At 63.7% G+C, this 26,776-nt stretch carries 27 protein-coding genes; 25 read left to right on the top strand and 2 right to left on the bottom strand.

What is annotated here, in order from left to right; genetic code table 11:
* Nucleotides 1–130 precede the first annotated feature (130 nt).
* From hisS to hisG, 3 genes are read left to right on the top strand one after another with little or no spacing between them, the layout of a single operon-like run.
* On the top strand, nucleotides 131–1,621 hold the full coding sequence (gene hisS / locus ACTG4J_RS01400) for a histidine--tRNA ligase (RefSeq protein WP_439136704.1): 1,491 nt from the start codon (nucleotides 131–133) through the stop codon (nucleotides 1,619–1,621).
* Nucleotides 1,618–2,727: an ATP phosphoribosyltransferase regulatory subunit gene (locus ACTG4J_RS01395; protein WP_439136703.1), complete on the top strand. Its 1,110-nt coding sequence runs from the start codon at nucleotides 1,618–1,620 to the stop codon at nucleotides 2,725–2,727. The genes hisS and ACTG4J_RS01395 overlap by 4 nt, the downstream gene beginning before the upstream one ends.
* Nucleotides 2,724–3,416, top strand: coding sequence for an ATP phosphoribosyltransferase (gene hisG, locus ACTG4J_RS01390; RefSeq protein ID WP_439136702.1), 693 nt, complete (start codon nucleotides 2,724–2,726; stop codon nucleotides 3,414–3,416). Before ACTG4J_RS01395 ends, hisG begins: the two co-directional genes overlap by 4 nt.
* A gap of 8 nt (nucleotides 3,417–3,424) precedes the next feature.
* Here the strand turns inward: hisG and ACTG4J_RS01385 are convergent, their stop codons facing one another.
* Nucleotides 3,425–3,862, bottom strand: coding sequence for a DUF1489 family protein (locus tag ACTG4J_RS01385; protein ID WP_439136701.1), 438 nt, complete (start codon nucleotides 3,860–3,862; stop codon nucleotides 3,425–3,427).
* A 123-nt stretch (nucleotides 3,863–3,985) separates the two neighbouring features.
* On the opposite strand from ACTG4J_RS01385, the gene ACTG4J_RS01380 reads away from it, so the two are divergent.
* From ACTG4J_RS01380 to ACTG4J_RS01345, 8 genes are all read left to right on the top strand, one after another.
* Nucleotides 3,986–6,259 carry an adenosylcobalamin-dependent ribonucleoside-diphosphate reductase gene (locus tag ACTG4J_RS01380; protein ID WP_439136700.1) on the top strand — a complete coding sequence of 758 codons (2,274 nt, stop codon included), beginning with the start codon at nucleotides 3,986–3,988 and terminating at the stop codon, nucleotides 6,257–6,259.
* A 97-nt stretch (nucleotides 6,260–6,356) separates the two neighbouring features.
* Nucleotides 6,357–7,283 carry a lipid A-modifier LpxR family protein gene (locus ACTG4J_RS01375; RefSeq protein ID WP_439136699.1) on the top strand — a complete coding sequence of 309 codons (927 nt, stop codon included), beginning with the start codon at nucleotides 6,357–6,359 and terminating at the stop codon, nucleotides 7,281–7,283.
* A 114-nt stretch (nucleotides 7,284–7,397) separates the two neighbouring features.
* Complete coding sequence (locus ACTG4J_RS01370) at nucleotides 7,398–8,477, top strand: Hint domain-containing protein (protein ID WP_439136698.1); 1,080 nt, start codon at nucleotides 7,398–7,400, stop codon at nucleotides 8,475–8,477.
* 160 nt (nucleotides 8,478–8,637) lie between these two features.
* A complete protein-coding gene (gene rpsD / locus ACTG4J_RS01365) occupies nucleotides 8,638–9,258 on the top strand; it encodes a 30S ribosomal protein S4 (protein ID WP_439136697.1) in 621 nt (206 codons plus the stop codon).
* An 83-nt stretch (nucleotides 9,259–9,341) separates the two neighbouring features.
* A complete protein-coding gene (locus ACTG4J_RS01360; RefSeq protein ID WP_439136696.1) occupies nucleotides 9,342–10,763 on the top strand; it encodes a homospermidine synthase in 1,422 nt (473 codons plus the stop codon).
* A 186-nt stretch (nucleotides 10,764–10,949) separates the two neighbouring features.
* Nucleotides 10,950–12,215 carry an MFS transporter gene (locus tag ACTG4J_RS01355; RefSeq protein ID WP_439136695.1) on the top strand — a complete coding sequence of 422 codons (1,266 nt, stop codon included), beginning with the start codon at nucleotides 10,950–10,952 and terminating at the stop codon, nucleotides 12,213–12,215.
* Between the two features lie 40 nt (nucleotides 12,216–12,255).
* A complete protein-coding gene (locus tag ACTG4J_RS01350) occupies nucleotides 12,256–13,131 on the top strand; it encodes a 50S ribosomal protein L11 methyltransferase (protein ID WP_439136694.1) in 876 nt (291 codons plus the stop codon).
* 86 nt (nucleotides 13,132–13,217) lie between these two features.
* Nucleotides 13,218–13,595, top strand: coding sequence for a hypothetical protein (locus tag ACTG4J_RS01345; RefSeq protein ID WP_439136693.1), 378 nt, complete (start codon nucleotides 13,218–13,220; stop codon nucleotides 13,593–13,595).
* A gap of 87 nt (nucleotides 13,596–13,682) precedes the next feature.
* Here the strand turns inward: ACTG4J_RS01345 and ACTG4J_RS01340 are convergent, their stop codons facing one another.
* Nucleotides 13,683–13,889 (bottom strand): DUF1127 domain-containing protein, encoded by a 207-nt coding sequence (locus ACTG4J_RS01340; protein ID WP_439136692.1) that lies wholly within the window; start codon nucleotides 13,887–13,889, stop codon nucleotides 13,683–13,685.
* Nucleotides 13,890–14,252: 363 nt separating this feature from the next.
* Between ACTG4J_RS01340 and ruvC the strand changes: the two genes are divergently transcribed.
* The 14 genes from ruvC to ACTG4J_RS01270 all read left to right on the top strand — a co-directional run bounded on the left by ruvC (nucleotide 14,253) and on the right by ACTG4J_RS01270 (nucleotide 26,742).
* Nucleotides 14,253–14,756 (top strand): crossover junction endodeoxyribonuclease RuvC, encoded by a 504-nt coding sequence (gene ruvC / locus ACTG4J_RS01335; RefSeq protein ID WP_439136691.1) that lies wholly within the window; start codon nucleotides 14,253–14,255, stop codon nucleotides 14,754–14,756.
* Nucleotides 14,753–15,427: a Holliday junction branch migration protein RuvA gene (ruvA, locus tag ACTG4J_RS01330; protein WP_439136690.1), complete on the top strand. Its 675-nt coding sequence runs from the start codon at nucleotides 14,753–14,755 to the stop codon at nucleotides 15,425–15,427. The genes ruvC and ruvA overlap by 4 nt, the downstream gene beginning before the upstream one ends.
* Nucleotides 15,428–15,469: 42 nt before the next feature.
* Entirely contained in the window at nucleotides 15,470–16,492 is a 1,023-nt protein-coding gene (ruvB, locus tag ACTG4J_RS01325; RefSeq protein ID WP_439136752.1) for a Holliday junction branch migration DNA helicase RuvB, read from the top strand.
* Between the two features lie 8 nt (nucleotides 16,493–16,500).
* Nucleotides 16,501–17,154, top strand: coding sequence for a hypothetical protein (locus ACTG4J_RS01320; protein ID WP_439136689.1), 654 nt, complete (start codon nucleotides 16,501–16,503; stop codon nucleotides 17,152–17,154).
* Nucleotides 17,151–17,561 carry a tol-pal system-associated acyl-CoA thioesterase gene (gene ybgC / locus ACTG4J_RS01315; RefSeq protein ID WP_439136688.1) on the top strand — a complete coding sequence of 137 codons (411 nt, stop codon included), beginning with the start codon at nucleotides 17,151–17,153 and terminating at the stop codon, nucleotides 17,559–17,561. Before ACTG4J_RS01320 ends, ybgC begins: the two co-directional genes overlap by 4 nt.
* A gap of 112 nt (nucleotides 17,562–17,673) precedes the next feature.
* Nucleotides 17,674–18,366 carry a protein TolQ gene (gene tolQ / locus ACTG4J_RS01310; RefSeq protein WP_439136687.1) on the top strand — a complete coding sequence of 231 codons (693 nt, stop codon included), beginning with the start codon at nucleotides 17,674–17,676 and terminating at the stop codon, nucleotides 18,364–18,366.
* Nucleotides 18,366–18,839 (top strand): ExbD/TolR family protein, encoded by a 474-nt coding sequence (locus tag ACTG4J_RS01305; RefSeq protein ID WP_439136686.1) that lies wholly within the window; start codon nucleotides 18,366–18,368, stop codon nucleotides 18,837–18,839. The genes tolQ and ACTG4J_RS01305 overlap by 1 nt, the downstream gene beginning before the upstream one ends.
* An 11-nt stretch (nucleotides 18,840–18,850) precedes the next feature.
* Nucleotides 18,851–19,915: a hypothetical protein gene (locus tag ACTG4J_RS01300; RefSeq protein WP_439136685.1), complete on the top strand. Its 1,065-nt coding sequence runs from the start codon at nucleotides 18,851–18,853 to the stop codon at nucleotides 19,913–19,915.
* A gap of 64 nt (nucleotides 19,916–19,979) precedes the next feature.
* The gene (gene tolB / locus ACTG4J_RS01295; protein ID WP_439136684.1) at nucleotides 19,980–21,320 is read left to right on the top strand and encodes a Tol-Pal system beta propeller repeat protein TolB; all 1,341 of its coding nucleotides are present in this window, start codon (nucleotides 19,980–19,982) and stop codon (nucleotides 21,318–21,320) included.
* A gap of 70 nt (nucleotides 21,321–21,390) precedes the next feature.
* A complete protein-coding gene (pal, locus tag ACTG4J_RS01290; RefSeq protein ID WP_439136683.1) occupies nucleotides 21,391–21,903 on the top strand; it encodes a peptidoglycan-associated lipoprotein Pal in 513 nt (170 codons plus the stop codon).
* A 4-nt stretch (nucleotides 21,904–21,907) separates the two neighbouring features.
* Complete coding sequence (gene ybgF, locus ACTG4J_RS01285) at nucleotides 21,908–22,738, top strand: tol-pal system protein YbgF (RefSeq protein WP_439136682.1); 831 nt, start codon at nucleotides 21,908–21,910, stop codon at nucleotides 22,736–22,738.
* Between the two features lie 35 nt (nucleotides 22,739–22,773).
* Complete coding sequence (gene tilS, locus ACTG4J_RS01280; protein ID WP_439136751.1) at nucleotides 22,774–24,012, top strand: tRNA lysidine(34) synthetase TilS; 1,239 nt, start codon at nucleotides 22,774–22,776, stop codon at nucleotides 24,010–24,012.
* A gap of 77 nt (nucleotides 24,013–24,089) precedes the next feature.
* Nucleotides 24,090–26,006, top strand: coding sequence for an ATP-dependent zinc metalloprotease FtsH (ftsH, locus tag ACTG4J_RS01275; protein ID WP_439136681.1), 1,917 nt, complete (start codon nucleotides 24,090–24,092; stop codon nucleotides 26,004–26,006).
* A gap of 127 nt (nucleotides 26,007–26,133) precedes the next feature.
* Entirely contained in the window at nucleotides 26,134–26,742 is a 609-nt protein-coding gene (locus ACTG4J_RS01270) for an MOSC domain-containing protein (RefSeq protein WP_439136680.1), read from the top strand.
* The last annotated feature ends 34 nt before the right edge of the window (nucleotides 26,743–26,776 follow it).

Raw genomic sequence — 26,776 nt, 5'->3', positions numbered from 1 at the left:
TTGCGGCGCGCAGTGCAGTTGGCCTAGCCTATAGCCTGCCCGCCGTCAGCACATCCCCCCGCGTGACCTTGCCGATCGCGCCCCCCTCCGCTAGACGATGCCCGACCCCGACCCGAGGGATATGCCGCCCATGGCCAAAGACCGCAAACAGCCCCGCCCCAAGGCCGAGACGCCCAAAGGCTTCCGTGACTTTTTCGGCGCCGAGGTGCTGGAACGCCAGCAGATGCTGGACAAGATCGCGCGCGTCTATCACGCCCATGGCTTCGACCCGCTGGAAACCGCCGCCGTTGAAACCGTCGAGGCGCTGGGCAAGTTCCTGCCCGATGTCGACCGACCCAATGCCGGCGTCTTTTCGTGGCAAGAGGATGAGGGCGAAGGGGGCACATGGCTGGCGCTGCGCTATGATATGACCGCGCCGCTTGCGCGCGTCGCGGCACAATTCCGCAACGATTTGCCCAGCCCCTATCGCCGCTACGCGATGGGCCCTGTCTGGCGCAATGAGAAGCCGGGGCCGGGGCGGTTTCGGCAGTTCTATCAGTGCGATGCCGATACGGTGGGTGCGGCCAGCGTGGCCGCCGACGCCGAGATTTGCGGCATGTTGGCGGACGCGCTTGAGGCCGTGGGGATCGAGCGGGGCGATTACATCGTGCGCGTCAACAATCGCAAGGTTTTGAACGGCGTGCTTGAGGTCGCGGGCCTGTCGGGCGAGGATCAAGAGGATGCGCGCGGCATCGTCTTGCGCGCCATCGACAAGCTGGACCGCTTGGGCGAGGGCGGCGTGCGCGCGCTTCTGGGCGCGGGCCGCAAGGATGAAAGCGGCGATTTCACCCACGGTGCAGGGCTGGCCGAGGCGCAGGCCGATGTGATCATGGGTTTCATGGACGCGCGCCGCGATAGCGCACAGGCCACGGTCGCGCGGCTTTATGAATTGGTCGCTGGCTCGGAAATCGGGCGCGACGGCGTGGCCGAGTTGGAAACCATCGCATCCCTGCTTAACGCCCAAGGCTATGGCCCTGACCGCATCGTCATCGACCCCTCGGTCGTGCGGGGCTTGGGCTATTACACCGGCCCGGTCTATGAGGCCGAGCTGACCTTTGAAATCCTCGACGAAAAAGGCCGTCCGCGCCAATTCGGCAGCGTGGCGGGGGGCGGGCGCTACGACGATCTGGTCAAGCGCTTCACCGGGCAAGAGGTTCCGGCCACCGGCGTTTCCATCGGCGTGGACCGCTTGCTTGCCGCGCTGCGCGCCAAGGGGCGGCTCTCGGGCGAGGCCCAAGGCCCCGTCGTCGTTACCGTGATGGATCGCGACCGCATGGAAGATTACCAGCGCATGGCCGCCGAGCTTCGCGCTGCAGGCATCCGCGCCGAGGTTTACTTGGGCAACCCCAAGAATTTCGGCAACCAGCTCAAATACGCCGACAAACGGGCCAGCCCCGTCGCGATCATCCAGGGCGGGGACGAGGCCGCACGCGGGGTGGTTCAGATTAAGGATCTGATCCTCGGCGCGAAACTGGCTGGGGAGGCGACGTTGGAGGAATGGAAATCCCAGCCCGCGCAAATCGAGGTGCCGTTGGCCGATTTGGTGGCCCAGACCCGCGCCATTCTGGATCGCCACAGGTGAGCGACAAATCCGCCCTCAGGGCCGAGGCAGCACGGCTTCAGGCCATCTTCACCGCGGCGGGCGCTCAACCCGTCGAGGCCGATCTTTTGCTGCCCGCCGAGACGCTTCTCGATCTTTACGGCGAAGATATCCGCGCGCGCGCCTATGTCACCCATGACCCCGACCGGGGCGAATTGATGCTGCGCCCCGATTTCACCGTGCCGGTGGTGCAGATGCATATGCAGGGCGGGGCCGATCCCGCGCGCTATTGCTATCAGGGCGAGGTGTTCCGCACGCAGGCCGCAGGCTCGGGCCGGCCCAGCGAATATCTGCAAGTGGGATACGAGGTGTTCGACCGCGCCGATCCGACCCGCGCCGATGCCGAGGTGTTCGCGCTGTTTTCCCGCGCGCTTGGCGGGCTCGATCTACGTGCGGTGACGGGCGATATCGGCATTCTGTCAGCTGCCATCGATACGCTGACCACCTCGGATGCGCGCAAGGCCGCGCTGCGCCGCCACATCTGGCGCCCGCGCCGCTTTCGCGCGCTGCTTGACCGCTTCACCGGGGCCAAGGCTGCCGCGCCTGCCCGCGCATCTTTGATCGCTGCGTTGGCGGATAAGGGTGCAGCAAAGCTATTGGCTGGGGCCGCACCCGAAATCGGTCTGCGCAGCATGGCCGAGGTCGCCGCGCGTCTGGACGCCCTTGCCGCCGATGCCGCAACCGCGCCCATCCCCGCCGCACAGGCCGAGGTTCTGGGCGGGATCTTGTCGCTCAAGGCGATGCTGCCCGATGCGCTGGAACATCTGCGCGATATCTGTGTCGATCTGCCGGGGTTGTCGCCGGCCGTCGACCGGCTCGCCGCGCGGACGGCTGCGCTTTCTGCCGCCGGCATCGATGTCGCGACCCTGCCGTTCGAGGCGAATTTCGGACGTACCACGATGGAATATTACGACGGCTTTGTCTTCGGCTTCTGGGCCGCGGCGCAGGCCGATCTGCCGCCTGTCGCATCGGGCGGGCGCTATGACGCGCTGACGCGGATCTTGGGCGATGGCCGCGCGATCCCTGCGGTGGGCGGCGTGATCCGGCCCGAGTTGGTGATGCGGCTGACGGCGGGGGGGGCACCATGACGATCCGGCTGGGGGTGCCCTCCAAGGGGCGGCTGATGGACAAGACATTCGGCTGGTTCGCCGACCGCGGCGTCGAGATGCGGCGCACGGGCTCCGAGCGCGAATATGCCGCCGCCGTCGACGGGGTGGATATGAGCTTGATGCTGCTCGCCGCGGGTGAGATTCCGCGCGAATTGGCGGCGGGGCGCATCCATCTGGGCGTCACCGGTTCTGATCTTGTGCAAGAACGCATCCCCGCTTGGGATCAAGCGGTCGAGGTGGTGGCGCCGATGGGGTTCGGCCATGCCGATCTGGTGATCGCCGTGCCCGCCTGCTGGATCGATGTGACGGGCCTTGAGGATCTCGATGCGGTCGCGGCCGCCTTTCGGCGCAAGCACGGGTTCCGCCTGCGGATCGCCACGAAATATCACCGCCTCGTGCGCGAGTTCCTGCGTGAGGCGGGGGTTGCCGATTATCAGCTTGTCGACAGCCAAGGGGCGACCGAAGGCACCGTCGCCCATGGCACCGCCGAGGCGATTGCCGACATCACCTCGACCGGTGAGACTTTGCGCGCCAATCACCTGCGCATCTTGGAGGATGGGCTGATCCACCGCTCCGAGGCGACGTTGTTTCGTGCGCGCGGGGCGGAATGGGGCGCGGCGGAAAAGGCGGCGCTGGCCCATCTGGTGGGCCTCATCGGCGCGGCTTGAAGGGGCCGCTACAGAACACCGATTTCAGCCAATGCATTTTGCAACGCTTGCGGCAGCGCTTCTTCGGCCTCGCGGCCCTTGGGCAAATCGCGCGGTGCGTCCTCGGGGGCAAGGTAGCGCCAGCCTTGAAAGGGTCGCTTGGCGGTCGGAGCCACGCGGATTATCGTCGGGTCAAGCACGATGCCGCAGCGCGCGATCCCGTCGCCACGATCCACAGCATCAAGCCGCAAGATAGGTTGGCGACATAGCACCAACCCCTTGAACACCCAGTAAAGCGCGCCGCCATTCAGCACCTCTTCGGCGCGTTTGGGCCACATGCGGGTGACATGGCGCGGAAGGCCGTCGGGGCCTTTGGCCCGCGCTGTCGCCTGCCAATCAGTCAGGTCTTCGACCCGCTCTGCGCCGACGCACAGCTTGATCAGATGAATTGTCCCCGACTTACTCACAGACTGCTCCACAGAATCCCGAGTTTCTACCGCATATCGTAGGGCGTTCACGCGCCGCTGCAATCTGTTGATCGCAAAGGCCGGTCGCGCTATGTTGTGCGTCTGCCCAAAGGAGCCCTGCCAATGACCCGTTTCGCCGCCCCCATCGCCGAGCAAATCTGGGATATGAAATATCGTCTCAAGCAAGGCGATGGCAGCGCCATCGACCAGTCGGTCGAGGATACATGGCGCCGCATCGCGCGTGCGCTGGCCGATGTCGAACAAGACAAGGCCGGGTGGGAAGAGCGGTTCTACACCGCGCTCGAGGATTTCAAATACCTGCCCGCGGGGCGTATCGTGGCGGGTGCGGGCACGGGGCGGTCGGTGACGCTGTTCAACTGCTTCGTCATGGGGACGGTGCCCGACAGCATGGGCGGTATCTTCGACAATCTGCGCGAGGCGGCGCTGACCATGCAGCAGGGTGGCGGCATCGGTTATGATTTCTCAACCATCCGACCCAAGGGGGCCGAGGTTTTGGGCGTGGCCGCCGATGCATCCGGGCCGCTGTCGTTCATGGATGTCTGGGATGCGATGTGCCGCACGATCATGTCGGCGGGCAGTCGTCGTGGTGCCATGATGGCGACCCTGCGCTGCGATCACCCCGATATCGAGGCCTTCATCGACGCGAAATCGGACCCCGCGCGCCTGCGCATGTTCAATGTTTCGGTTCTTGTGACCGATCCTTTCATGGAGGCGGTCAAGGCCGACGGCCCGTGGGATCTGGTCTTTGGGGGGCGGGTCTACCGCACGGTGCAGGCGCGCGATCTGTGGAACAAGATCATGCGCGCGACCTATGATTATGCCGAACCCGGCGTGATCTTCATCGACCGCATCAACGCCGAAAACAACCTCAACTATGTCGAGACGATCGCGGCGACCAACCCCTGCGGAGAGCAGCCCTTGCCGCCCTATGGGGCATGTCTTTTGGGGTCGATCAACCTGTCGCGGCTGGTGGATGATCCGTTCGGCGCGAACGCAAGGATCGATCCCGCCAAGCTTGCCGATCTTGTGGCGCTGTCGGTGCGGATGATGGATAATGTTGTCGATGCTTCGCGCTTCCCGCTGGAGGCACAAGCCGCCGAGGCACGCGCCAAGCGCCGGATCGGGCTTGGTGTGACGGGTCTGGCCGATGCCTTGGCGATGGTGGGGCTGCGCTACGGCGCGCCCGAGGCGGCCGAGATGACGGGTGAATGGCTGCGGCTGATCGCCAATGCCAGCTATCGCGCCTCGGCTTTGCTGGCGGCTGAAAAGGGGGCTTTCCCGCTTTATGACCCGGCGGCCTATGCCAAGGCACCGATGATCTTGCGGCTTGATGCGGAAGTGCAGGCCTTGATCGCGCAACACGGGCTGAGGAACGCGCTTTTGACTTCCATCGCGCCTACGGGCACGATCAGCCTGTTCGCGGGTAATGTCAGCTCGGGGATCGAGCCGATCTTCGCCAATTCCTACAAGCGAAAGGTGCTGCAACCCGATGGTAGCCGGACCGAGGAAGAGGTGGTGGATTACGCCGTGAAGGCATGGCGCGCTTATGCTGGTGATACCGCGTTGCCCGATCACTTCGTGACCGCCCAAACGCTGGCACCGCTCGACCATGTCCGCATGCAAGCAGCGGCTCAGCCCTGGATCGACAGCTCGATCTCGAAAACCATCAATGTGCCGGCTGATATCGATTTCGAAAGCTTCAAGGATGTTTATGCAGAAGCTTACGCCACCGGCTGCAAGGGTTGCACGACCTATCGGCCCAATGATGTGACGGGATCGGTCCTGTCGGTTTCCGAGACCGCCGATAAAGCCGATGGCCCCGAGGCCGTCGAGGCCGCAAGCGGCGAAGTCATCTATATGTCCGAACCGCTGGACCGCCCCGCAACGCTTGAGGGGCATACCTACAAGGTCAAATGGCCCGATAGCGAGCATGCGCTTTACATCACGATCAACGACATCGTGCTGTCGGGCCACAGGCGGCCCTTCGAGGTCTTCATCAACTCCAAGAACATGGAGCATTTCGCCTGGACCGTCGCGCTGACGCGGATGATCTCGGCGGTGTTCCGGCGCGGGGGCGATGTCAGTTTCGTGGTCGAGGAGCTCAAGGCCGTGTTCGATCCGCGTGGTGGCGCGTGGATGAACGGCAAATACGTGCCGTCGATCTTGGCGGCCATCGGAGGCGTGATCGAACGGCACATGATCTCTATCGGCTTCATCGCGGGCGAGGGGATGGGGCTGAAATCCGACCCGCAGGCCGAGGTGGTCAATCTGGGCCACAAACCCGGCCCGGCCTGTGCGTCTTGCGGGCAATACGACATGCGCATGGCCGAAGGGTGCCTGACCTGCAACAGTTGCGGCTATTCGAAATGTGGCTGAGATAAGGCCGCGCCGCGCCACATTTTCGCCGCATTCCGCCGCATAAGTCGGGGTAACGGGCGGGCGTTTGCGCCGCTGTTTTGCGTGGGTCGGTATCATGGGTTTCGGTTTCACCCGGTTCGGGGCTTTGGCGATCGCTGTTCTGGGCTGGGCCGCCCCGGCCTTGGCCCAAGACGTCGATGGACGCCAAGCGCTCGGCATGGCGCGGGTCTTTACCAATGACACCATCGCCGACAGGCAAGATCGCTGGCGTTCGGGTGGCTACGGGGTCAGCGCCTTTCGCGGCGCGGAATGGTTCGGTGCGTTGCCCAACCAACCCTTCACGATCATGGAATATCGCCTGCGTGGCGAGGTGATGGCGCCTGACAATCTGGCCCGCCCCGCGCCGGGGGACCGGCTTTATGCCGGTAGCCTGTGGCTTGGCGCGCACACGCATCTGGGATGGCAGGGGCTCGATGTGACGGCGGGGGCCGATCTGGTCGTGACGGGCGAACAATCGGGCGTGCGGCGCTTGCAGTCGCAAATCCATGATTGGTTCTCGATGCCACGGATGGATGTCGAAGGGTTTCAAGTCGCCAACGGTGTCTATCTGCACGGCACGGTAGAAATGGCGAAAGCGGTCGCGCTGTCATGGGGCGAGTTGCGCCCCTTTGCCGAGCTTCAGGCCGGGGTCGAGAACATGGCCCGCGCCGGGGTCGATCTGACCATCGGCACGCTGGGGCAAGGCGGTTTGCGCGCGCGCGATCCTATTACCGGGCAGCGCATCGCGGGCATCGTGGATGCGGAAGGCAGCGGCTGGTCGTTTTTGATCGGCGGCGATGTCGCGCATGTCGACAGCTCGGTCTTTCTGCCCGAGAGCCGCGGCTACATGGTCGAACCCACGCGTCAAAGGCTGCGCCTTGGCGCGAATTACGCGGTCGGCACCAGCAATTTCTTCTACGGCGTGACCTACATGTCCGAAGAATTCGTGGGTCAGCCCGAGGGCCAGCTTGTCGGATCGCTCAGTTTGAACCTGCGATTCTGATATTTTGTGTCTCGGCGCGAATCGAGCGCTATACATAGCGAATCACTTTTGATACCCTTTGCGAAAGGCATGGCCGATCAACGGCTGGCCGCGTAACGAGTATGAGGCGGGGCAATGAGCACGGGCTTTCGGGGCGCGTTCGTGATCACATGGGCGCAGACCATGCTGGATGGATATCCGGCACAAGGGCATCTTCATCTTTCGGAAGGCATGACATGGCGTTGGCAGGGCCGCGCGATCCCTTTGGCGGGCGAGGGCGGCGCATTGTTGCTGCAAGACAGCGCCGAACATGTCGAGTTGCGCGCCCGCGCGGCACGTGTGGTGCGCAAGCTGATGCAGCGCCCCGCACCCAGTGCTGCCGAAATCGCCGCTGACGAGGCCGACCCGATCTTTCGCGGGGCCTTCGTGGTCACGGATCAACGCAAGCTCTTTACCATTGTGCCGATCAATCTCGATGATGCGGCCGAGCCGGTGCTGCTTTTCTTGGGTGAGATGCCGCCGCCCGAGCGCGATCTGACCATTTTGCATTGCTCCGAGCGCATGTTGCGCGCGACCCCGTCCGAACGGCCCTCGGTCATCTGTTTCACGCCCGGCACGCGGCTGAAAACCGAGACAGGCGAGATGGCGATCGAGGATCTGGGGCCGGGCGACAAGCTTTTGACCCGCGACAGCGGCCCCCAAGAGGTACTGTGGTCAGGCCATCGCCGCATGTCGGGCGCGCGGCTTTTCGCCATGCCCGAACAGCGCCCCGTCAGGTTGCGCCGCGGGGCATTGGGGCTTGACCGACCCGAAGATGATCTGGTGGTCAGCCCCGAGCATCGCGTTCTGGTCAAGGGGCGCGCCGCCCGCGATCTCTGGGGCGAGGACGAGGTTCTGGTGCGCGCCGCCGATCTGGTGGGCGATCGCTTCATCACCATCGATCATTCCCTGCGCGAGACATGGTACATCCACCTGATGCTGGAACGCCACGAGGTGATCTGGGCCAATGGGCTGGAGGTAGAGACATTCCATCCCGGCTTCATGGGCCTCGATCATCTGAACGGGGCGCAGCGCGACCTGTTGTTCGACCTGCGCCCGGAATTGTCGGACAACCCCGATCTTTACGGCCCACCCGCCCGGCGTATGGTCAGCCGCGCCGAGGCCGCGATCCTTTTACATGGCGCACCGGCGCATGCGGTGTCCGCGCGGCATTGACAGCCCCGCCGCTTCGGCCTAAACGGCGCGCTCACGCGGCGGTCCGAATGGGCCGCTGTTCATATTGGTGTTGGTGGCCCCCGCAAGGGAATGCCTGTCGCCTCGGCAAAATCCGGGGAAAGGACAACGCCCTCTCGATGCATGAAGAGGAGATCAGACGGTGACCAAACGCACCTCTGCCAAGTATAAGATCGACCGCCGGATGGGTGAGAACATCTGGGGTCGTCCGAAATCCCCGGTGAACAAGCGCGAATACGGCCCCGGCCAGCATGGTCAGCGCCGCAAGGGCAAGATGTCGGACTTCGGCCTGCAGCTGCGCGCAAAGCAAAAGCTGAAGGGCTATTACGGCGATCTGACCGAAAAGCAGTTCCGCCGCATCTTCACCGAAGCCGAGCGTCGCCGTGGTGACACGGGCGAATTGCTCATCGGCCTGCTCGAGCGCCGCTTGGACGCTGTCGTCTACCGCGCGAAATTCGTCGCCACCATCTTCGCCGCACGCCAGTTCGTGAACCACGGCCATGTGACGGTGAACGGTCAGCGGGTGAACATCCCCTCCTACCGCGTGAAGGAAGGCGATGTGATCGAGGTGCGTCAGAAGTCCAAGCAGATGACCGTGCTTCTCGAAGCCGTGCAATTGGCCGAGCGCGATGTTCCCGATTACCTCGAGGTCGATCATTCCAAGATGATCGCCACCTTCGTGCGCACCCCGGGCTTGGGCGATGTGCCCTATCCGGTGGTGATGGAACCGAATCTCGTTATCGAATACTACGCACAGAACTGATAACTGTTGCACGCAAGTTCAGGGGGCCGTGCCAAGCTGGCGCGGCCCTTTTTGTTTCGTTCAGGCGATAGGAGGCCCCACGAATGGCGCAGACCCATCCCATCTACGGCCGCATCGACGGCCCGATCGTGATCATCGGCTTCGGTTCGATCGGCAAAGGCACTTGGCCCTTGATCGAACGGCATTTCGATTATGATGCCGACAAGCTGGTGGTGATCGAACCCGACGCGGCACAGGCCAACTTCCTGCGCCAGCATCGCCTGACCCATGTGCAAGAGGCGCTGACGCCCGAGAATTACCGCGCCGTGCTGGGCCGTCTTTTGGAGCCGGGAAAAGGGTTTTGCGTCAACCTGAGTGTCGATACATCCTCGCTCGACTTGATGCGCTACTGCCGCGAGATCGGCGTTCCTTATATCGACACCGTGGTAGAGCCTTGGGCGGGCTATTACTTCGGCACGACGGATAATGCCGCGCGCACCAATTATGCGCTGCGCCAAGCGGTGCGCGATGAAAAGGCCGCCAACCCCGGCGGGTCGACCGCAATCTCGTGCTGCGGGGCCAATCCCGGCATGGTGTCATGGTTCGTGAAAGAGGCGCTTTTGACGCTGGCGCGCGACACCGGGCATGATGTCGGTATGCCACAAGATCGTGCCGCTTGGGCGGGGCTGATGCGCGATCTGGGTGTAAAAGGTGTGCATATCGCCGAGCGCGACACCCAGGCGCGCCGTGTGCCGCGCCCGCGCGGCGTCTTCGTCAACACGTGGTCGGTCGAGGGCTTCATCGCCGAAGGGTTCCAGCCCGCGGAGCTGGGGTGGGGCACGCATGAGCCGTGGTTCCCCGAGAACGGCTATCGCCACGATACCGGCTGTCAGGCCGCGATCTGGCTGGACCGTCCCGGCGCGATCACCCGCGTGCATAGCTGGTGCCCGACGCCGGGGCCGCAATTCGGCTTTCTGGTCACCCATAACGAAGCGATCTCGATCGCGGATTACTACACCGTGGGCCAAGGCGCGGCGCCGGAATATCGGCCGACCTGTCACTATGCTTATCATCCCTGCGACGACGCGGTGCTGAGCTTGCACGAGATGTTCGGCTCGGGGCGGGCGCAGGAAAAGCATCATATCCTTGCCGAAGATGAGATCGTCGAGGGGATCGATGAGTTGGGCGTGCTGCTCTATGGCCACGAGAAGAACGCGCTTTGGTTCGGTTCGCGCCTGTCCAATGCCGAGACGCGCGATCTTGCCCCCTATCAAAACGCCACCGGGCTACAGGTGACGAGTGCGGTTCTGGCGGGGATGGTCTGGGCCTTGGAGAACCCCGGTGCGGGGATCGTCGAGGCCGATGAGATGGATCATGCGCGCTGCCTTGAGGTGCAGCGGCCCTATCTGGGCCCGGTCGAGGCGCATTATACTGATTGGACGCCTTTGCAGGACCGCTGGGAACTGTTTCCCGAGGATATCGACCCCGAAGAGCCTTGGGCTTTTCGCAATGTATTGGCCAGCTGACCCCTGCGTCGATCGAAAGGTGCAGACTACGGCTGCGCGGCTGGTGTCGCGCCCCGCCCTTGGCGGGGCTCGGGTCACGGGGGCGCTGCCCCCGCACCCCCGGAGTATTTGAAAAGCAAAGATGACGCGGTGATCCGCGCTTTCGAGGCGATGGACGCGGGCGGCGAAGGGGCGTAAGGGCGATCCATGGCATATGGCGATCGTTTCAGCACCCTCTCGCTTGCGCAGGCGCAAGGGCTGCCGTTCTGGCGGCGCCCCATTGCGCTTTTGGTGCTGATGGCGTTCGCCATGCCGGTGGCCTTTGCCACTTGGTCGGCGCTGCTGAACAATTTCGTCATCGAGATGGCGGGTTTCGACGGGGCCGATATCGGCTGGCTGCATACCGTGCGCGAGATACCGGGGTTTTTCGCCATCGGGGTTATTGCCTTGATCATCTTTATCCGCGAGCAGCTGCTGGGGCTGGTGTCGCTTTTGATGCTTGGTGTGGCGACCGCGCTGACGGCGCAATTTCCTAGCTTGGGTGGCTTGTTGATGATCACGCTGATCAGTTCGATCGGCTTTCACTATTACGAGACGGTCAACCAATCGCTGCAGTTACAATGGATCGACAAGAAGCGCGCGCCGCAGGTTCTGGGCTGGTTGATGGCCGTAGGCTCGGGGGCGACATTCCTTGCCTATGGGCTGATCGTGCTGACATGGCGGGCCTATGATCTGAGCTATGATCTTGTCTATTGGCTGGCGGGCGGTGTGACGGCGGCGATCGCGCTGCTGTGCCTTTGGGCCTATCCGCAATTCGAAAGCCCGAACCCGCAGACCAAGAAGATGGTGCTGCGCCGGCGCTATTGGCTCTATTATGCGTTGCAATTCATGTCGGGCGCGCGGCGGCAGATCTTCGTCGTTTTCGCGGCTTTCATGATGGTAGAGCGCTATGGCTTTGCCGTGCATGAGGTCACGGCGCTGTTCATGGTGACGCTGCTTGCCAATATGGTCGTGGCACCGCTTTTGGGGGCGGTGGTGGCGCGCTTCGGGGAAAGGTTGGCCTTGATCGTGGAATATGGCGGGTTGGGTGCCATCTTCTTGCTTTATGCCGCGCTCTATATCTTTGACTGGGGCCCTATGGTGGCGGCGGGGCTGTATATCGCCAATCATCTGTTCTTCGCGCTGGCCTTGGCGATCAAGACCTATTTCCAGAAGATCGCCGATCCCGGCGATATCGCGCCGACGGCGGCGGTGGCTTTCACCATCAACCATATCGCGGCCGTGTTCTTGCCCGCATTGCTGGGCTATGTCTGGCTTACATCACCGATATCGGTCTTTGTACTGGCGGCGGGGATGGCAGCGGTGTCCTTGGGCCTGTCCTGTCTTGTGCCGCGCCACCCCGAACCGGGACATGAGACCACATTGGTCGCGCGGCGCGGCGCGGACGTTGCCAAGAGCGGGACAAGCGCGTAGGGGCAGGGCGAGTTTGACCTGACCCGAACGGAGCCCGCAAATGCCCACCTGGACCGCGCTGACGACCCTGCCCGAGAAGATCATGGCCGAGGCGCTGGGTGCTGCGTTGGAAGAGATGACGCCCGAGCCGACCGGCGTCGGCGTCTTCGAAATGGAGGACGGGTCAGGTCTATGGGAAGTCGGCGCTTATTTCACCGAGGCGCCCGACGAGATCGCGCTGATGTTGCTGGCCGCAGCGCATGGGGCGCGGCCTTTCGCGATATCGGAACTTCCCGAAACCGATTGGGTCGCGCATGTGCGCCGGGAATTGCACCCCGTAAATGCCGGGCGGTTCTTCGTCTATGGCGCGCATGATGCCGACAAGGTGCCGGATGGGCGGATCGGCCTGTTGATCGAGGCTGCGATGGCCTTTGGCACAGGGCATCATGGGACGACGCAAGGTTGTCTCGAAGCGATGGACAAACTGTTGAACGCTGGGAATTCGTTCAAAAATGTGGCCGATATCGGTTGTGGCACGGCGGTTCTTGCCATCGCTGCCGCCAAGGTTTTGGAGGGGGATGTCATCGCCTCTGACATCGATCCGGTCGCCGTCGATGTTGCCTTGGCCAATGCTGCGGCCAATGGTGTGGCGGGGGGTATCGCCTGTGTGGAGGCGGCTGGTTTCGACCATGTCGATCTTGCCGCGCGCGCGCCTTATGATCTTGTTTTTGCAAATATTCTCAAGGGTCCGCTGATCGAGTTGGCGCCTGATATGGCCGCGCATTCAGCCGCGGATGGTCATGTCATCTTGTCGGGGCTTTTGATCGATCAAGCGCCTGATGTGACGGCCGCCTATGTCGCGGCGGGTTTCGAGTTGAAGGATCATCGCGAGATCGGGGATTGGGCCACGCTGACCTTGTGCCGTAAACACGCCTAAATTCCGCCCCAATTCACTCGCAGTTTTCGGCGACTCGTGGTAAATATCCACGCGGTGGGGGCAACTTTGAACGTTCGAGTTGCCCAATGAATCAGGACTATCCTAATTTTCGGTCTCGCGTGGATCGAATTAACCGTGCCCGGCGTGACCGGGTGGTGGGCGAGTTCGTGTTGCAATCGAACGGTCTTCTTGTGCCGAAACAGCGTCGCCTGAGATTTGGTTTCCCGCTCAAGGGCCTGATTTTGGCTTTCGTCATCGCCGTGATGGTGAAGGCCTATCTGATCTGGTTCCTTGGCTTGGAGCTTTATCAGTTGGAGATGCTGCGACTGCTGAGTGGATCGCGCTTCGAACAAGCCGCGGCGCGTATCCTTATGCCTGATCAACTGACCATGTGGGTGGTCGGCCAGTATGATTGGATATGGGGGTATATCATGGCTTGGCGACAATCTGCGGTGGCCCTTTGACGGGCTGTCCAGAACGATCTTGCCAATAAAAGAAAAAGGCGCCCCCGATCTGCTTCGGGGGCGCCTTTATTTTCGGGAGTGGTTGGTTCACCCGCGCTGATAGGTGCCGCGGGCGATATCGTCGATATCACCGCGCACAAGGCCCAGATCTTCCAATTCGCGGTCGGTCAAGGCCGAGAGGCTTTTGCGCGTGACGCGCGCGTCATTCCATGCGGCGATCCGGCCGAAAACTTCGGCCAGAAGACGGGATGCGCCGAAGCCGGCGCCGAGGGGGCGGTTCGTGATAAGGGCCATCTGGCGTTTCCTTTCGGGTTCAACTTTTCGGCCAAGCGCTGCGAGTGCGTTGAGCCTGTGTTCAGACGCCGCATCTAGATGTGCGGAATACGGCACACAATGCGCGTTTGTGCATGGGTCACATGCAATCTGCGCATGCCTCGAAAGGAGCCGTTTCGCGCAATAATCAAAGGGGTTTTCGGGAAATTCAATGTCGCTTTCACATCGTCGGATGACGCTTTTTGGCGGTGCGATTCCGACATCGGTCAAAAGCGACTTTTCACAGCGACAAAGGGACCATTCGCTAGGCAATGTTCGCCTTTCGTGCTAGTGATGCAGAAAGGCCACGAAATGGGCTGTCAATTGCGGGGCGAGGACGGGCAGATGCGGATAATCGGGATCGACCCGGGGCTGAGATGTCTTGGATGGGGTGTGATCGAGGTTGATGGTGCGCGGCTCAGGCATGTGGCCAACGGGCATATCTTGTCTGGTACGGGTGATTTGGCGGCGCGGCTTTTGGTGCTTTATGAGCAATTGAGCCTGGTTGTCGCGCGCCATGCGCCACAGGCGGCCGCCGTCGAGCAGACCTTTGTCAACAAGGATGGGGCAGGCACCCTCAAGCTGGGGCAGGCGCGCGGCATTGCGATGCTGGTGCCAGCGCAAGCGGGGTTGAGCGTGGCGGAATATGCCCCCAATGCGGTGAAAAAGGCGGTCGTCGGCGTGGGGCATGCCGAGAAGCAACAGGTCGAACACATGGTGCGGCTGCAATTGCCGGGTTGCGATCCGGCGGGGCCAGATGCCGCCGATGCACTGGCGATCGCGATCTGCCACGCCTTTCACGCGCAATCGGCAGGGCGTCTGGCCCAAGCCATCGGGGCGGCATCATGATCGGCAAGCTGACGGGGCGGGTGGATTACAAGGCCGCCGATCATGTCCTGCTCGATGTGGGCGGCGTGGGCTACACGGTGCATTGTTCGGACCGCACCTTGGCGGCCCTTCCGGGCGCGGGGCAGGCGGTGGCACTTTATACCGAGCTTCTGGTGCGCGAGGATTTGCTGCAGCTTTTCGGTTTTCTCACGCCCTATGAGCGCGAATGGCACCGGCTACTCATCACGGTGCAGGGGGTTGGCTCCAAGGCGTCGATGGCGATCTTGGGCACGCTTGGCCCCGAAGGCGTGGCGCGCGCGATTGCCATTGGTGATTGGGGTGCGGTCAAGGCCGCGCCGGGGATCGGCCCGAAGCTTGCGCAGCGCGTGGTCAATGAACTCAAGGAAAAGGCACCGGGCATCATGGCCTTGGGTGGCACGATGGGGCAGGCGGCGGGCACCGCGTCCGACCCTTTGATCGTCGAGGACGCGCCAGCGCCCATGCCCAAGGCCAAACCTGCCGCGCCAAACGCGGGCGCGGCACAAGCTGATGCGCTCTCCGCCCTGACCAATCTGGGCTATGCACCGTCTGAGGCCGCGCGCGCCGTGGCCGAGGCGGCGGGCAATGCGCCGGGGGCCGAGGCGTCAGCGCTCATCCGCGCGGCGCTGCGCCTTTTGGCACCAAAAGAGTAAGGGGGTGGCGTGCGCTTTGCGCCTCAGCCATAGATGCAAGACATGACAGACCCCGATCCAACCCTTCGCCCCGCGCCCTTGCCCGAAGATGCAGACCGCGCGCTCAGGCCGCAAAGCCTTGATGATTTCATCGGTCAGGCCGAGGCGCGGGCGAACCTGTCGGTCTTCATCGAAAGCGCGCGGCGTCGGGCCGAGGCGATGGACCATGTGCTGTTCCACGGCCCCCCCGGCCTTGGCAAGACGACGCTGGCGCAGATCATGGCGCGCGAATTGGGGGTCAATTTCCGTATGACAAGCGGCCCGGTGCTGGCGCGCGCGGGCGATCTGGCGGCGATCTTGACCAATCTCGAGGCGCGCGATGTGCTGTTCATCGACGAGATCCACCGCCTCAACCCCGCGGTAGAAGAGGTGCTGTATCCCGCGCTTGAGGATTTCGAGCTTGATCTGGTGATCGGCGAAGGCCCCGCCGCGCGCACGGTGCGGATCGAATTGCAGCCCTTCACGCTGGTGGGTGCCACGACGCGGATGGGGCTCTTGACCACGCCATTGCGTGACCGCTTCGGCATTCCCACGCGGCTCAATTTCTACACGACCGAGGAATTGACCCGGATCGTGGCGCGCGGTGCACGGCTCTCGGGGATCGATGCCGACCCCGCGGGCGTGGCCGAGATCGCCGGGCGCGCGCGTGGAACGCCGCGCATTGCAGGGCGGCTGTTGCGCCGCGTAATCGACTTCGCGCTGGTCGAGGGGAATGGGCGTTTGACCCAAGCCATCGCCGATAGCGCGCTGACCCGGCTGGGCGTCGATCATCTGGGCCTTGATGGGGCGGATAGGCGGTATTTGAGCTTGATCGCGGAAAACTATGCGGGTGGGCCGGTGGGTGTGGAAACCCTATCCGCCGCGCTGTCGGAAAGCCGCGATACGCTGGAAGAGGTGATCGAGCCCTATCTGCTACAACAAGGCCTGATCGCGCGCACACCGCGCGGGCGGATGCTGGCACATAAGGGCTGGACACATCTTGGGCTGGCCGCCCCGCCCATGCCGGGGCAGGGCGATCTGTTCTGAGCGCGCCGATGACCGATACCACCCTTTCCCCCCTGTCCCCCGATGACATCACCGCGCTGTTCACCCGCGCGGATGGTCAATTCCTGTTTGCCCGTTGGGGGCGGCCCATCGTGCCGGTGGTGTTCGGGGTCGAGGATGGCACGGTGTCCATCCTGAAAGGCGCGATCGAGGCGGTGGTGGCGCTGGCCGGTCACCGCATGGCTGAAACCGACCCGGAACTGGGCGCGAACCTGATGGTGTTTTTCATCCGCGACTGGGCCGAGTTGACGGCAACCCCCAATCTTGACCGGCTGATCCCCGATCTGGGCGCGCTGGTGGTGCGGCTGCAGGCGGCCGATGCTAATCAATACCGCGCCTTTCGCTTTGACGCGGGCGGCGGGATCAAGGCGGCTTTTGTGTTCATCCGCATGGATGCCGCGATGGCGCAGGCACCAGCCGAGACCATCGCGCTCAGCCAGATCGTGCAGACGATCCTTTTGTGGTCGGACACGGCGTTTCTTGGCCAATCGCCGCTTGCCGTGCTACGCGATGGCGGCCCTGCGATCCTCAAGCCGCAGATCGCCGATCTGATCCGGGCGGCTTATGATCCAGCGCTGCCCGTGGCGTCGGACGATCCGGCGCTGGCGTTGCGCGTGGCCGCGCGTCTGGGGCGGATGCAATGACCCATATCTGGCCCATCCGCGTCTATTACGAAGACACCGATCTGGCGGGGATCGTCTATTACGCCAATTACCTGCGCTTCATCGAGCGCGCGCGCTCGGAACTGGTGCGCGCGGCAGGCATTGACCAGGTGGCGATGAAACAAGCCGGGCTGGTCTTCGCCGTGCGGCGCGTCGAGGCCGACTACCTGTCGCCTGCGCGATACGATGATCAGATCCAGGTGCGCACCCGGCTCACCGATGTGAGAGGCGCAAGTTTCGCCATGCCGCAAGAGGTGTGGCGCGGCGAGACGCTTTTGTTCCGCGCCGATGTGATCATTGTGGTCTTGAACGCCGAAGGGCGGGCCACGCGGCTTCCGGCGGAACTTCGCGCAAAGCTCGATACGTTCACGGCAGATGTCAGCCGCTGACAGAGAAGTGTTCGCAATCCCCCTTATAAGCTGATATGCTCCACCCTTAATGAGGCATGGAAAACGTGCCCATATCGTATTGAGGCCGGGGCAGAGGAAACCTTTAGACACTATGGAAACCGAAACACTCGCTGTCGCGCAGCAGGCGGATTACACCGTTATTGCGCTGTTTTTCCGTGCAAGCATAACTGTCCAGCTTGTCATGATCGCCTTGATCGTGGCCTCGGTCTGGGTTTGGGCGGTCACCTTTACCAAGTTCAAGATGTTTCGCAGCGCACGCGCCAATGCGAGTGCTTTCGACGCGGCATTTTGGTCGGGTGAGCCGCTGGACGAGCTTTATGACCGCGTCGCCGATGCACCCGCCAGCGCCTATGAACGCGTTTTTGTCGCGGGCATGACCGAATGGCGGCGGTCCTTGCGCGATGATGGCGCCTTGATCCCCGGGGTGCAGCAGCGCGTCGACCGCTCGATGGATGTGGCGATCGCGCGCGAAAGCGAACGCTGGACCCAAGGTCTCGGATTTCTGGCGACCACCGGATCGGCGGCGCCTTTCGTCGGCCTGTTCGGTACTGTTTGGGGGATCATGCGCTCGTTTCAGGAAATCGCGATTTCCGGGAATACGTCGCTTGCCATCGTCGCCCCCGGTATCGCCGAGGCGTTGCTGGCCACGGGCTTGGGCCTGTTGGCAGCCATCCCCGCGGTGATCTTGTATAACATGCTCAGTGCCGATGCCGATCGTCTTGTCAGCGGGCTGGAAGGTTTCGCCGATGAGTTTTCGACCCTGCTGTCGCGGCAGCTCGACTGATGGGTGTCTCGGTTGCAACCAATAGCGGCTCACGCCGCCGGGGACGGGGCCGCCGTGCCAATCTCAAGCCCATGTCCGAGATCAACGTCACGCCGTTCGTCGATGTGATCTTGTGCCTGTTGATCATCTTCATGGTCGCCGCGCCCTTGATGACGGTGGGCGTGCCCATCGACCTGCCCGATACCGCCGCCGAAGCGCTGCCGTCGGAGGAGGAAGAGCCGCTCACGGTGACGCTGGCCCCTGATGGAACGGTGATGATCCAGACTACCGCGGTCGCACCTGAGGAGATGATCAACCGTCTACAGGCGATTGCCGCCGAGCGTGCATCGTCGCGCATATTCCTGCGTGCCGATGGCGCGATACCCTATGAGGATGTGATGCGCATCATGGGGGCACTGAATGCAGGTGGTTTTCGCGAGATCGGTCTGGTGACCGATTCCGGCGGCCCCCGGCTTGACGGTGGCGGAGAGTAAGGGGGGAACGGATGCGCCGGTCCCTTTACGCCTCGACTGCGATACATGCCGCGCTCTTGATTTGGGTCGCGGTCGGGGATGGTTTGTTCAAGGAAAGCCCTGATCCGGTGTTCGAGGTCACGGGCGTCACGATCTTGTCGACCGCCGAATTCGATGCCTTGACGGCGGCGGCCACGCCTGTTGCGCTGGAAATTGCACCGCCTCCGCCGCGCCCCGAACCGACGCCTGAGCCGGAGCCGGAACCTGCGCCTGAACCCGAACCCCAGCCTGAACCCACCCCGCCGGGTGAGGTGACCGATACGCTGGCGCCACCCGCGCCGTTGTCGGGCTCTCCCGATCTGCCCGAGGATGGCCGCCCGACGCCGCGCGCCGCCGATCGGATCGCGCCCCTGCCCACACCCGCCCCCGAACCCGAGGTCGAGACCGCCCCCGAGGCCGTGACCCAATCCACCGCCCCAGCCCCATCGCCAAGCCCGGTCGAGGCACAGCCCGAAACCGCCCCCGAAGAGGCCACGACCGAGATCGTGACCGAGGCGGAAACGCCCTCGGGCGGGCCGCTTGGCCCCGTCGCCTCGATCCGGCCGCCGACGCGACCCGAGCGCCCACGCCCGGCCGAAACACCAGTCGCCGCAGCTGCGCCTGAACCGCAGCCCGCGCCAGAACCGCCACCCGAACCCGCTGTCGATCCGCTGGCCGCGGCCATCGCCTCGGCGGTGGCCCAAGCGGTGCAAGCCCCGGCAGCCCCCGCCGGCCCGCCGCTCAGCGCTGGCGCGCGCGAGGGGTTCCGCGTGGCTGTGTCGACCTGTTGGAATGTCGGCTCGCTTAGCAACGAGGCCCAGCGCACGACGGTCGTGGTCGGGTTCGACATGACCCCCGATGCCCGGCCCGTCGATGGCTCGCTGCGCCTGATCTCCTTCGATGGTGGATCAGAGGCCGCAGCCCGCCAAGCCTATGAGGCCGCCCGCCGCGCGATCCTGCGCTGTGGGACCAGCGGATATAGCCTGCCCGCCGAAAGCTATGATGATTGGCGGCAGGTCGAGCTTGTCTTCAACCCCGAAGGGATGCGTCTGAGATGATTTTGTCGCGCGCCCCGATTAGCATAAGCTGGCGGAAGCTTTCCGCGTGGCCAGAGGTGTATCCATGTTGTTGACCCGTCGTTCCCTGATCCGTTCCGCCTCGGTTTTCGCGGCGGCGGCAAGTATGCCCGCGCTGGTGCGCGCGCAAAGCCGGCCCTTGCGCCTCGAGATCACCGAAGGGGTGATCGAACCCATGCCCTTCGCCATCCCCGCCTTTATCGCGCGCAACGGGGCGGCCGCCGATGCCGCCGCCGACATCACCCGCGTCATCGCCGCCGATCTGCGTGGCACGGGGCTGTTTCGTCAAATCCCCGACAGCGCGCATATCTCGAGCGTCACCAATTTCGACGCGCCGATCCTCTACCCCGATTGGCAGGCGATCAACGCCCAAGCCCTGATCGTGGGCGAGGTCGAGCAGCAGGGCGGCCGCCTGATCGTGCGATTCCGCCTGTTCGATGTGTTCAGCCAACAGCCCTTGGGTGACGGGCTGCAATTCGTGGGCAACCGCGATGGCTGGCGGCGGATGGCGCATAATGTCGCCGATCAGGTCTATGAGCGGATCACCGGCGAGACGGGGTATTTCGACACCCGCGTCGTTTTCGTCCATGAGGAAGGGCCGAAGAACGCCCGCCTCAAGCGGCTGGCCTTGATGGATTACGACGGGGCGAATGTGCAATTTCTGACCGATAGCCGTAGCCTTGTTCTCGCGCCGCGTTTCAGCCCGACGGGCGATCGCATCATCTATACCAGCTATGAAAGCGGCCAGCCGCGCGTCTATCTGATGGATGTGGCAAGTGTCAGCCGCCGCCCGCTCGAGGCGGTATCGGCAGGCAACATGACCTTTTCGCCGCGCTTTACCGCCGATGGCGGCAGCGTGGTCTTTTCGATGGAACAAGGCGGCAACACCGATATCTACCGCGTGCCGGTGGGCGGTGGGGCGCGCAGCCAGTTGACCAATGCCCCCTCGATTGAAACCGCGCCCTCCTTCTCGCCCGATGGGCGGCAGATGGTTTTCGAGAGCGACCGCACCGGCGGCCAACAGATCTATGTCATGCCCGCAGGCGGCGGCGAGGTGCAGCGCATCAGCCGTGGCTCGGGGCGCTACGGCACCCCCGTCTGGTCGCCGCGCGGCGATTACATCGCCTTTACCAAGCAAGAGCGCGGACGCTTCCATATCGGGGTGATGCGCACAAACGGCTCGGAAGAGCGGCTGTTGACCGCCTCATTCCTTGATGAGGGGCCGACATGGGCGCCCAATGGCCGCGTCTTGATGTTCACCCGCGAAACCGCAGGCGCCGATGGTGCGCCAGCGGTCTATTCCGTCGATATCTCGGGGCGCAACCTACAGCGCGTCGCGACACCGGGCATGGCCTCCGACCCGTCATGGTCGCCGCGCTTGCCCTGAGCATAACCCCCGCATGGACGCGGGCCATACGCCCATGCTATATTGAGAAAAACAACAAGGACCGAGCATCATGACCTTTTCTTTTCGCGCGACAGCGCTGATCCTGACCGCCGCCATGGCCCTGTCCGCCTGTGCGCAGGGCGGGCTGCGTGGCGGTGATGACGCCATTAACCTCAACGGGGCGCAAGGTGCCTTCGGGTCGGTCTCCGATCCGGGCAGCATCGCCTATTTCAACCAGATCGTCGGCGACCGGGTACTTTTCGCAGTCGATCAATCCACCATCGACGCTTCTGCCATGGCTGTGCTGGACGGGCAGGCCGAATGGCTGATGACCAATCCCGAATTCACGGCCCTTGTCGAAGGTCATGCCGACGAGCAAGGCACGCGCGAATACAACCTTGCGCTGGGTGCGCGGCGTGCGGCGGCGGTGCGCGATTACCTCGTCTCGCGCGGGGTGGCTGCCAACCGGATCAACACGATCAGCTTTGGCAAGGAGCGCCCGCTCGAGATTTGTTCCGATGAAAGCTGCTACAGCCAGAACCGCCGCGGCGTGACGGTTCTCAGCACGGGCGCTGGGGTCTGAACCGATGCGTCACGCCCTGATCCTTGCGCTGTTGATCGGCTTGTGCCCGCCCATGGCGCTGGCACAAGACCGCACCCAATCCCTCGCCGATATCCGGCAAGAGCTGTCGGTGCTGTTTGTCGAGATGCAGCGTTTGCGGGGCGAGTTGAACACGACAGGCGGGGCGATGGGCGCAGGCGGCGGCGGCACGGTGCTGGCACGCATTGACGCCATCGAGGCCGAGTTGCGCCGCCTGACCGACCAGACCGAACAGTTGCAGATCAGGGTCGAGCGGGTCGTCACCGATGGCACCAACCGCATCGGCGATCTGGAGTTTCGTCTGTGCGAGCTGACCCCCGATTGCCGGATCGGCGATCTGGCGGCGACACCTCCCTTGGGTGGGGCGGGCGATGCAGGGGCAAGTGCCGGCACGCTTCCCGCGACCCCGGTGATGCCAAGTGGTGCCAACCTTGCCGTGGCCGAGCAAAGCGATTTCGACCGCGCGCGCGCGGCCTATGAAGCGGCCGATTATGCGCAGGCCGCCCAGCTTTTCGAAGCCTTTACCCAGACCTATCCGGGCGGTCCGCTTTCGGCCGAGGCGCATTTCCTGCGCGGCCAATCCGAGGCGCAGCAAAGCGCCTGGAACCGGGCGGCCCGCGCTTATCTGGACAGTTTCACCGCCGACCCGTCGGGCGCGCGGGCCAGTGATGCGCTGCTCAATCTGGGTCTTGCCTTGGGTGAAATCGGCCAGCGCGACGAGGCCTGCCTGACCTTGAGCGAAGTGGGCGCGCGTTTTCCGACAAGCCCCGCCGCATCCGAGGCGCTTGCCGTGCGGAGCCGGTTGAACTGCACGTGACATCCGACACGCTCGAGGCGCGCTTTGCCGCGCGCATGGGCGCGTTGCTCGGCCCTGATTTCCCGCCTGCCATCGGTCTTGCCGTCTCGGGCGGGGGCGACAGCATGGCGATGCTGGCCTTGGCCCATGCTTGGGCGCGGGTCATGGGGATCGGGTTGCGTGTCGTGACGATCGATCATGGGTTGCGGCCCGCCGCCGCTGATGAGGCCGCGATGGTCGCGGCCGAATGCGCCGCCTTGGGCCATGCGCATGACACGCTTCACTGGCAGTGGGATGGGCATGGCAATCTGCAAGATGCCGCGCGACAGGCGCGGCGCGATCTGATCGGCGCGTGGCGGGGCGATCTGGCGCATGTGCTGTTCGCCCATACGCAAGACGATCAGGCCGAGACCGTCTTGCTGCGGCTTTTGCGCGGCTCGGGTGTCGAGGGGTTGGCCGCGATGTCCCCGGCGCGCGCCGTGCGCGATGCAAGCGGCCAATGGTGGCTTTTGCGCCCGCTTCTGACCGAACGCCGCGAAGATCTGCGCCATTATGCGGTGACGTTGAAGACGCCATTCGTTGATGACCCCTCCAATGATGATCCGCGCTTCGACCGGGTGCGCGCGCGACACGCGATCGCGACACTGGGGCTGTCGGTGGAGGGGCTTGCCCAGACCGCCGACCGCATGGCCCGGGCGGCACAGGCATGCCGGGCGCGTGTCGCCGATATCGCGGGGCGGATCGTGACCGAAGAGCGGGTGAATGCGCTTTCCACCGGCGACCTGCTGATCGACCGCGATGGGTTGGCCGGGGTGGAGCGTGACAGCCAGATGCGACTTTTGGCGGCTGCGCTGCAATGGGTGGCCTCAAGCCCCTACAGGCCGCGCGCCCATGCGCTCGAAGGGTTGCTTGACCGGCTTTTGGCGGGTGGCGGCGGGACGCTGCATGGGGTGGACGCAACGCCGCGCGCTGCGGCGATCCGCCTCTCTCGCGAGAGTGCGGCCTTGCGCGATCGGCAAATTCCGGCCTGCGCGGGTGCATGCTGGGATGGGCGCTGGGTGGTGGGCAAAGCCGCCCCTTCGGGGGTTACGCTGCGCGCGCTTGGCCCCGATGGATGGGCGCAACGCACAGAAAGTAAAGCGTTTTCAGGGCCTGCGCGCGCGGCCTATGCTTGGCCTGCGCTGTTTCGTGACGATCATTTGGTGGCCTGTCCGCTTTTGGGTATCGGGCCACAGACGGCGATCATTTTCCGCCCCGGCAGCGGCCATTTCGCCCAGTTCTTGGAATCGCATTGAAGTCGGCCCCGTCATCTCTATCTTTCAGGGGTAAGGCACGGGCGGTTGTCCCGTCTGGCATGTAAGGAGATATTCCCTTGGGCAACGCGAGAAACATCGCATTCTGGGTCATCCTGTTTCTTCTGATTTTGGCATTGTTCAACCTGTTTTCAGGCGGCCAGAACCAGGTGGCTCAGCGCGGCGTGGCCTATTCCGAGTTCATCGGCCAGGTCGAGGGTGGACAGGTTTTGTCTGCCACGCTTGATGGCGAGAATGTGCAGTTCACGACCGCGAGCGGGACTTTCGGCACCGTTGCGCCGGGCGATGCGAACACCACCCAGATCTTGCTCGATCAAGGTGTGCGCATCGAAGCGCGCCCACAGGAACAATCGGGCTTCCTCAGTGTGCTGTCGCTCTGGCTGCCGGTGTTGGTGCTGATCGGGATCTGGATTTTCTTCATGAACCGGATGCAGGGTGGCGGCAAAGGTGGGGCGATGGGCTTTGGGAAATCCAAGGCGAAATTGCTGACCGAAAAGCATGGCCGCGTGACCTTTGACGATGTCGCTGGCATCGACGAGGCCAAAGAAGAGCTTGAGGAAATCGTCGAATTTCTGCGCAATCCGCAGAAATTCAGCCGGCTTGGCGGCAAGATCCCCAAGGGCGCGCTGCTTGTCGGCCCGCCCGGCACCGGCAAGACGCTGCTGGCACGCGCTATCGCGGGCGAAGCGGGCGTGCCGTTTTTCACTATCTCGGGCTCGGATTTCGTCGAGATGTTCGTGGGCGTGGGGGCCAGCCGCGTGCGCGACATGTTTGAACAGGCCAAAAAGAACGCGCCTTGCATCGTCTTCATCGACGAGATCGACGCCGTTGGCCGGTCGCGCGGCGTGGGCTATGGCGGCGGCAATGACGAACGTGAACAGACGCTGAACCAGTTGCTCGTCGAGATGGACGGCTTCGAGGCGAATGAGGGCATCATCATCATCGCGGCCACCAACCGCCCCGATGTGCTTGACCCCGCATTGCTGCGCCCCGGTCGTTTCGACCGTCAGGTGCAGGTGCCCAACCCCGATATCAAGGGCCGTGAGCGTATCTTGAGCGTGCATTCCCGCAAGGTGCCGCTTGGTCCCGATGTCGATCTTCGCATCATCGCGCGTGGCACGCCCGGTTTCTCGGGGGCCGATCTGGCCAACCTCGTGAACGAGGCGGCGCTGATGGCCGCTCGTGTCAATCGGCGCTTCGTGACGATGGAAGATTTCGAAAACGCCAAGGACAAGGTCATGATGGGCGCCGAGCGCCGCTCGATGGTGATGTCCGAGGATGAGAAGAAACTGACCGCTTATCACGAGGCGGGCCATGCCGTGGTCGGCATGAACGTTCCCGATCACGACCCGATCCACAAGGCCACGATCATTCCGCGTGGCCGTGCGTTGGGGCTGGTCTTGTCCCTGCCCGAACGCGATCAACTTTCGGTCAGCTACCGCAAATACACCTCGAAGATCGCCATGGCGATGGGTGGGCGCGTGGCCGAGGAACTGGTGTTCGGCAAGGATATGGTCACTTCGGGTGCGGCAAGCGATATCCAACAGGTTTCGCGCATCGCACGCGCCATGGTCACCCAGTTCGGCTATGCCGAAGAGCTTGGCTATGTCGACTACGCCAATGAGCAGCAGTCTTATCTCGGCTCTTACGGTGGTGGCACGAACCATTCGGCCGCGACCCAGAAGATCATCGACGATAAGGTCAAGGCGCTGATCGACGAAGGTTACGAGACCGCCAAGCGCATCCTGACCGAAAAGCGCGACGATCTGGAGCGGCTGGCACAAGGCTTGTTGGAATACGAAACCCTGACCGGGATCGAGATCCAGAAGGTCATCAACGGCGAGCCGCTGAACAAGGGCGACGATAGCGGCGACACCAGTGATCGCTCGGGTGGCACGCCATCGATTACGGCGATCCCGAAGCTCAAGCCCAAGGCAAAGCCGGCCGGCGACATGGAGCCGGAACCCAGCGCCTGAACCACGCGACACGGCGATATCGAAAGGCCCCCGACAGGGGGCCTTTTCTTTGTGCTGCGCACAGGTTCCGGGTTGCACGACGCCGCATCTTTGGGTGACATCACCTCGCAAATGAGAGAAAGCCCCCATGCCTGCCCTGATCCCCACGCAATATACCGCGACCGTCACATGGCTGGGCATGAACCCCGACCGCGTCGCTGCGCTGGAAACGCAAGCCTTGCGCGAAATGGCGTTGAGTTTCGCCGGCCATGCCGGGGAAAGCCGCGCGGGGTTGGTGCGCCCTTCCGACAGCCGTGTCTTGTCGCAATACAAGCGCGGCACGCCGATCAGGAATACCCGCCAACTCTCGATCCTGTCGGCCGAGGAGCTTGACGCCATCGCCGCCGAGATGGGGATTGACGCGCTCGACCCGACGCTGGTGGGGGCTTCGATGGTGATCCGCGGCATTCCCGATTTCAGCCATGTGCCGCCATCCGCACGGCTGCAGGACGAGGCAAGCGGGACGACCTTGACCATCGACATGGAAAACCGCCCCTGCACGCTTCCTGCCAAGCCGATCGAGGGGCGCTATCCCGGCATGGGCGCGCGGTTCAAGCGCGCGGCGCAAAACCGGCGCGGTGTCACGGCTTGGGTCGAGCGCGAAGGTGTGATCACCTTGGGCGCGACCTTGCGGCTGCATATCCCCGATCAGCCGGTCTGGCCGCATCTCGCTCAGGCGCGCGGTGGTCACGCTTGAGCACATGGGTTTCCCATGGGAAACGCCGCGTGAC

Source organism: Roseicyclus sp., assembly GCF_965662675.1.
Taxonomy (GTDB): Bacteria; Pseudomonadota; Alphaproteobacteria; order Rhodobacterales; family Rhodobacteraceae; genus Roseicyclus.
This window is presented reverse-complemented; position numbering and strand designations above follow the sequence as displayed.

What these genes read in the sequence shown, in the direction of transcription:
- hisS (WP_439136704.1), top strand. Translation starts at nt 131, where the DNA reads ATGGCCAAAGACCGCAAACAGCCCCGCCCCAAGGCCGAGACGCCCAAA.
- hisG (WP_439136702.1), top strand. Translation starts at nt 2,724, where the DNA reads ATGACGATCCGGCTGGGGGTGCCCTCCAAGGGGCGGCTGATGGACAAG.
- ACTG4J_RS01380 (WP_439136700.1), top strand. Translation starts at nt 3,986, where the DNA reads ATGACCCGTTTCGCCGCCCCCATCGCCGAGCAAATCTGGGATATGAAA.
- ACTG4J_RS01375 (WP_439136699.1), top strand. Translation starts at nt 6,357, where the DNA reads ATGGGTTTCGGTTTCACCCGGTTCGGGGCTTTGGCGATCGCTGTTCTG.
- ACTG4J_RS01370 (WP_439136698.1), top strand. Translation starts at nt 7,398, where the DNA reads ATGAGCACGGGCTTTCGGGGCGCGTTCGTGATCACATGGGCGCAGACC.
- ACTG4J_RS01360 (WP_439136696.1), top strand. Translation starts at nt 9,342, where the DNA reads ATGGCGCAGACCCATCCCATCTACGGCCGCATCGACGGCCCGATCGTG.
- ACTG4J_RS01355 (WP_439136695.1), top strand. Translation starts at nt 10,950, where the DNA reads ATGGCATATGGCGATCGTTTCAGCACCCTCTCGCTTGCGCAGGCGCAA.
- ACTG4J_RS01350 (WP_439136694.1), top strand. Translation starts at nt 12,256, where the DNA reads ATGCCCACCTGGACCGCGCTGACGACCCTGCCCGAGAAGATCATGGCC.
- ACTG4J_RS01345 (WP_439136693.1), top strand. Translation starts at nt 13,218, where the DNA reads ATGAATCAGGACTATCCTAATTTTCGGTCTCGCGTGGATCGAATTAAC.
- ACTG4J_RS01340 (WP_439136692.1), bottom strand. Translation starts at nt 13,889, where the DNA reads ATGGCCCTTATCACGAACCGCCCCCTCGGCGCCGGCTTCGGCGCATCC.
- ruvC (WP_439136691.1), top strand. Translation starts at nt 14,253, where the DNA reads ATGCGGATAATCGGGATCGACCCGGGGCTGAGATGTCTTGGATGGGGT.
- ruvA (WP_439136690.1), top strand. Translation starts at nt 14,753, where the DNA reads ATGATCGGCAAGCTGACGGGGCGGGTGGATTACAAGGCCGCCGATCAT.
- ruvB (WP_439136752.1), top strand. Translation starts at nt 15,470, where the DNA reads ATGACAGACCCCGATCCAACCCTTCGCCCCGCGCCCTTGCCCGAAGAT.
- ACTG4J_RS01320 (WP_439136689.1), top strand. Translation starts at nt 16,501, where the DNA reads ATGACCGATACCACCCTTTCCCCCCTGTCCCCCGATGACATCACCGCG.
- ybgC (WP_439136688.1), top strand. Translation starts at nt 17,151, where the DNA reads ATGACCCATATCTGGCCCATCCGCGTCTATTACGAAGACACCGATCTG.
- tolQ (WP_439136687.1), top strand. Translation starts at nt 17,674, where the DNA reads ATGGAAACCGAAACACTCGCTGTCGCGCAGCAGGCGGATTACACCGTT.
- ACTG4J_RS01305 (WP_439136686.1), top strand. Translation starts at nt 18,366, where the DNA reads ATGGGTGTCTCGGTTGCAACCAATAGCGGCTCACGCCGCCGGGGACGG.
- ACTG4J_RS01300 (WP_439136685.1), top strand. Translation starts at nt 18,851, where the DNA reads ATGCGCCGGTCCCTTTACGCCTCGACTGCGATACATGCCGCGCTCTTG.
- tolB (WP_439136684.1), top strand. Translation starts at nt 19,980, where the DNA reads ATGTTGTTGACCCGTCGTTCCCTGATCCGTTCCGCCTCGGTTTTCGCG.
- pal (WP_439136683.1), top strand. Translation starts at nt 21,391, where the DNA reads ATGACCTTTTCTTTTCGCGCGACAGCGCTGATCCTGACCGCCGCCATG.
- ybgF (WP_439136682.1), top strand. Translation starts at nt 21,908, where the DNA reads ATGCGTCACGCCCTGATCCTTGCGCTGTTGATCGGCTTGTGCCCGCCC.
- tilS (WP_439136751.1), top strand. Translation starts at nt 22,774, where the DNA reads ATGGGCGCGTTGCTCGGCCCTGATTTCCCGCCTGCCATCGGTCTTGCC.
- ACTG4J_RS01270 (WP_439136680.1), top strand. Translation starts at nt 26,134, where the DNA reads ATGCCTGCCCTGATCCCCACGCAATATACCGCGACCGTCACATGGCTG.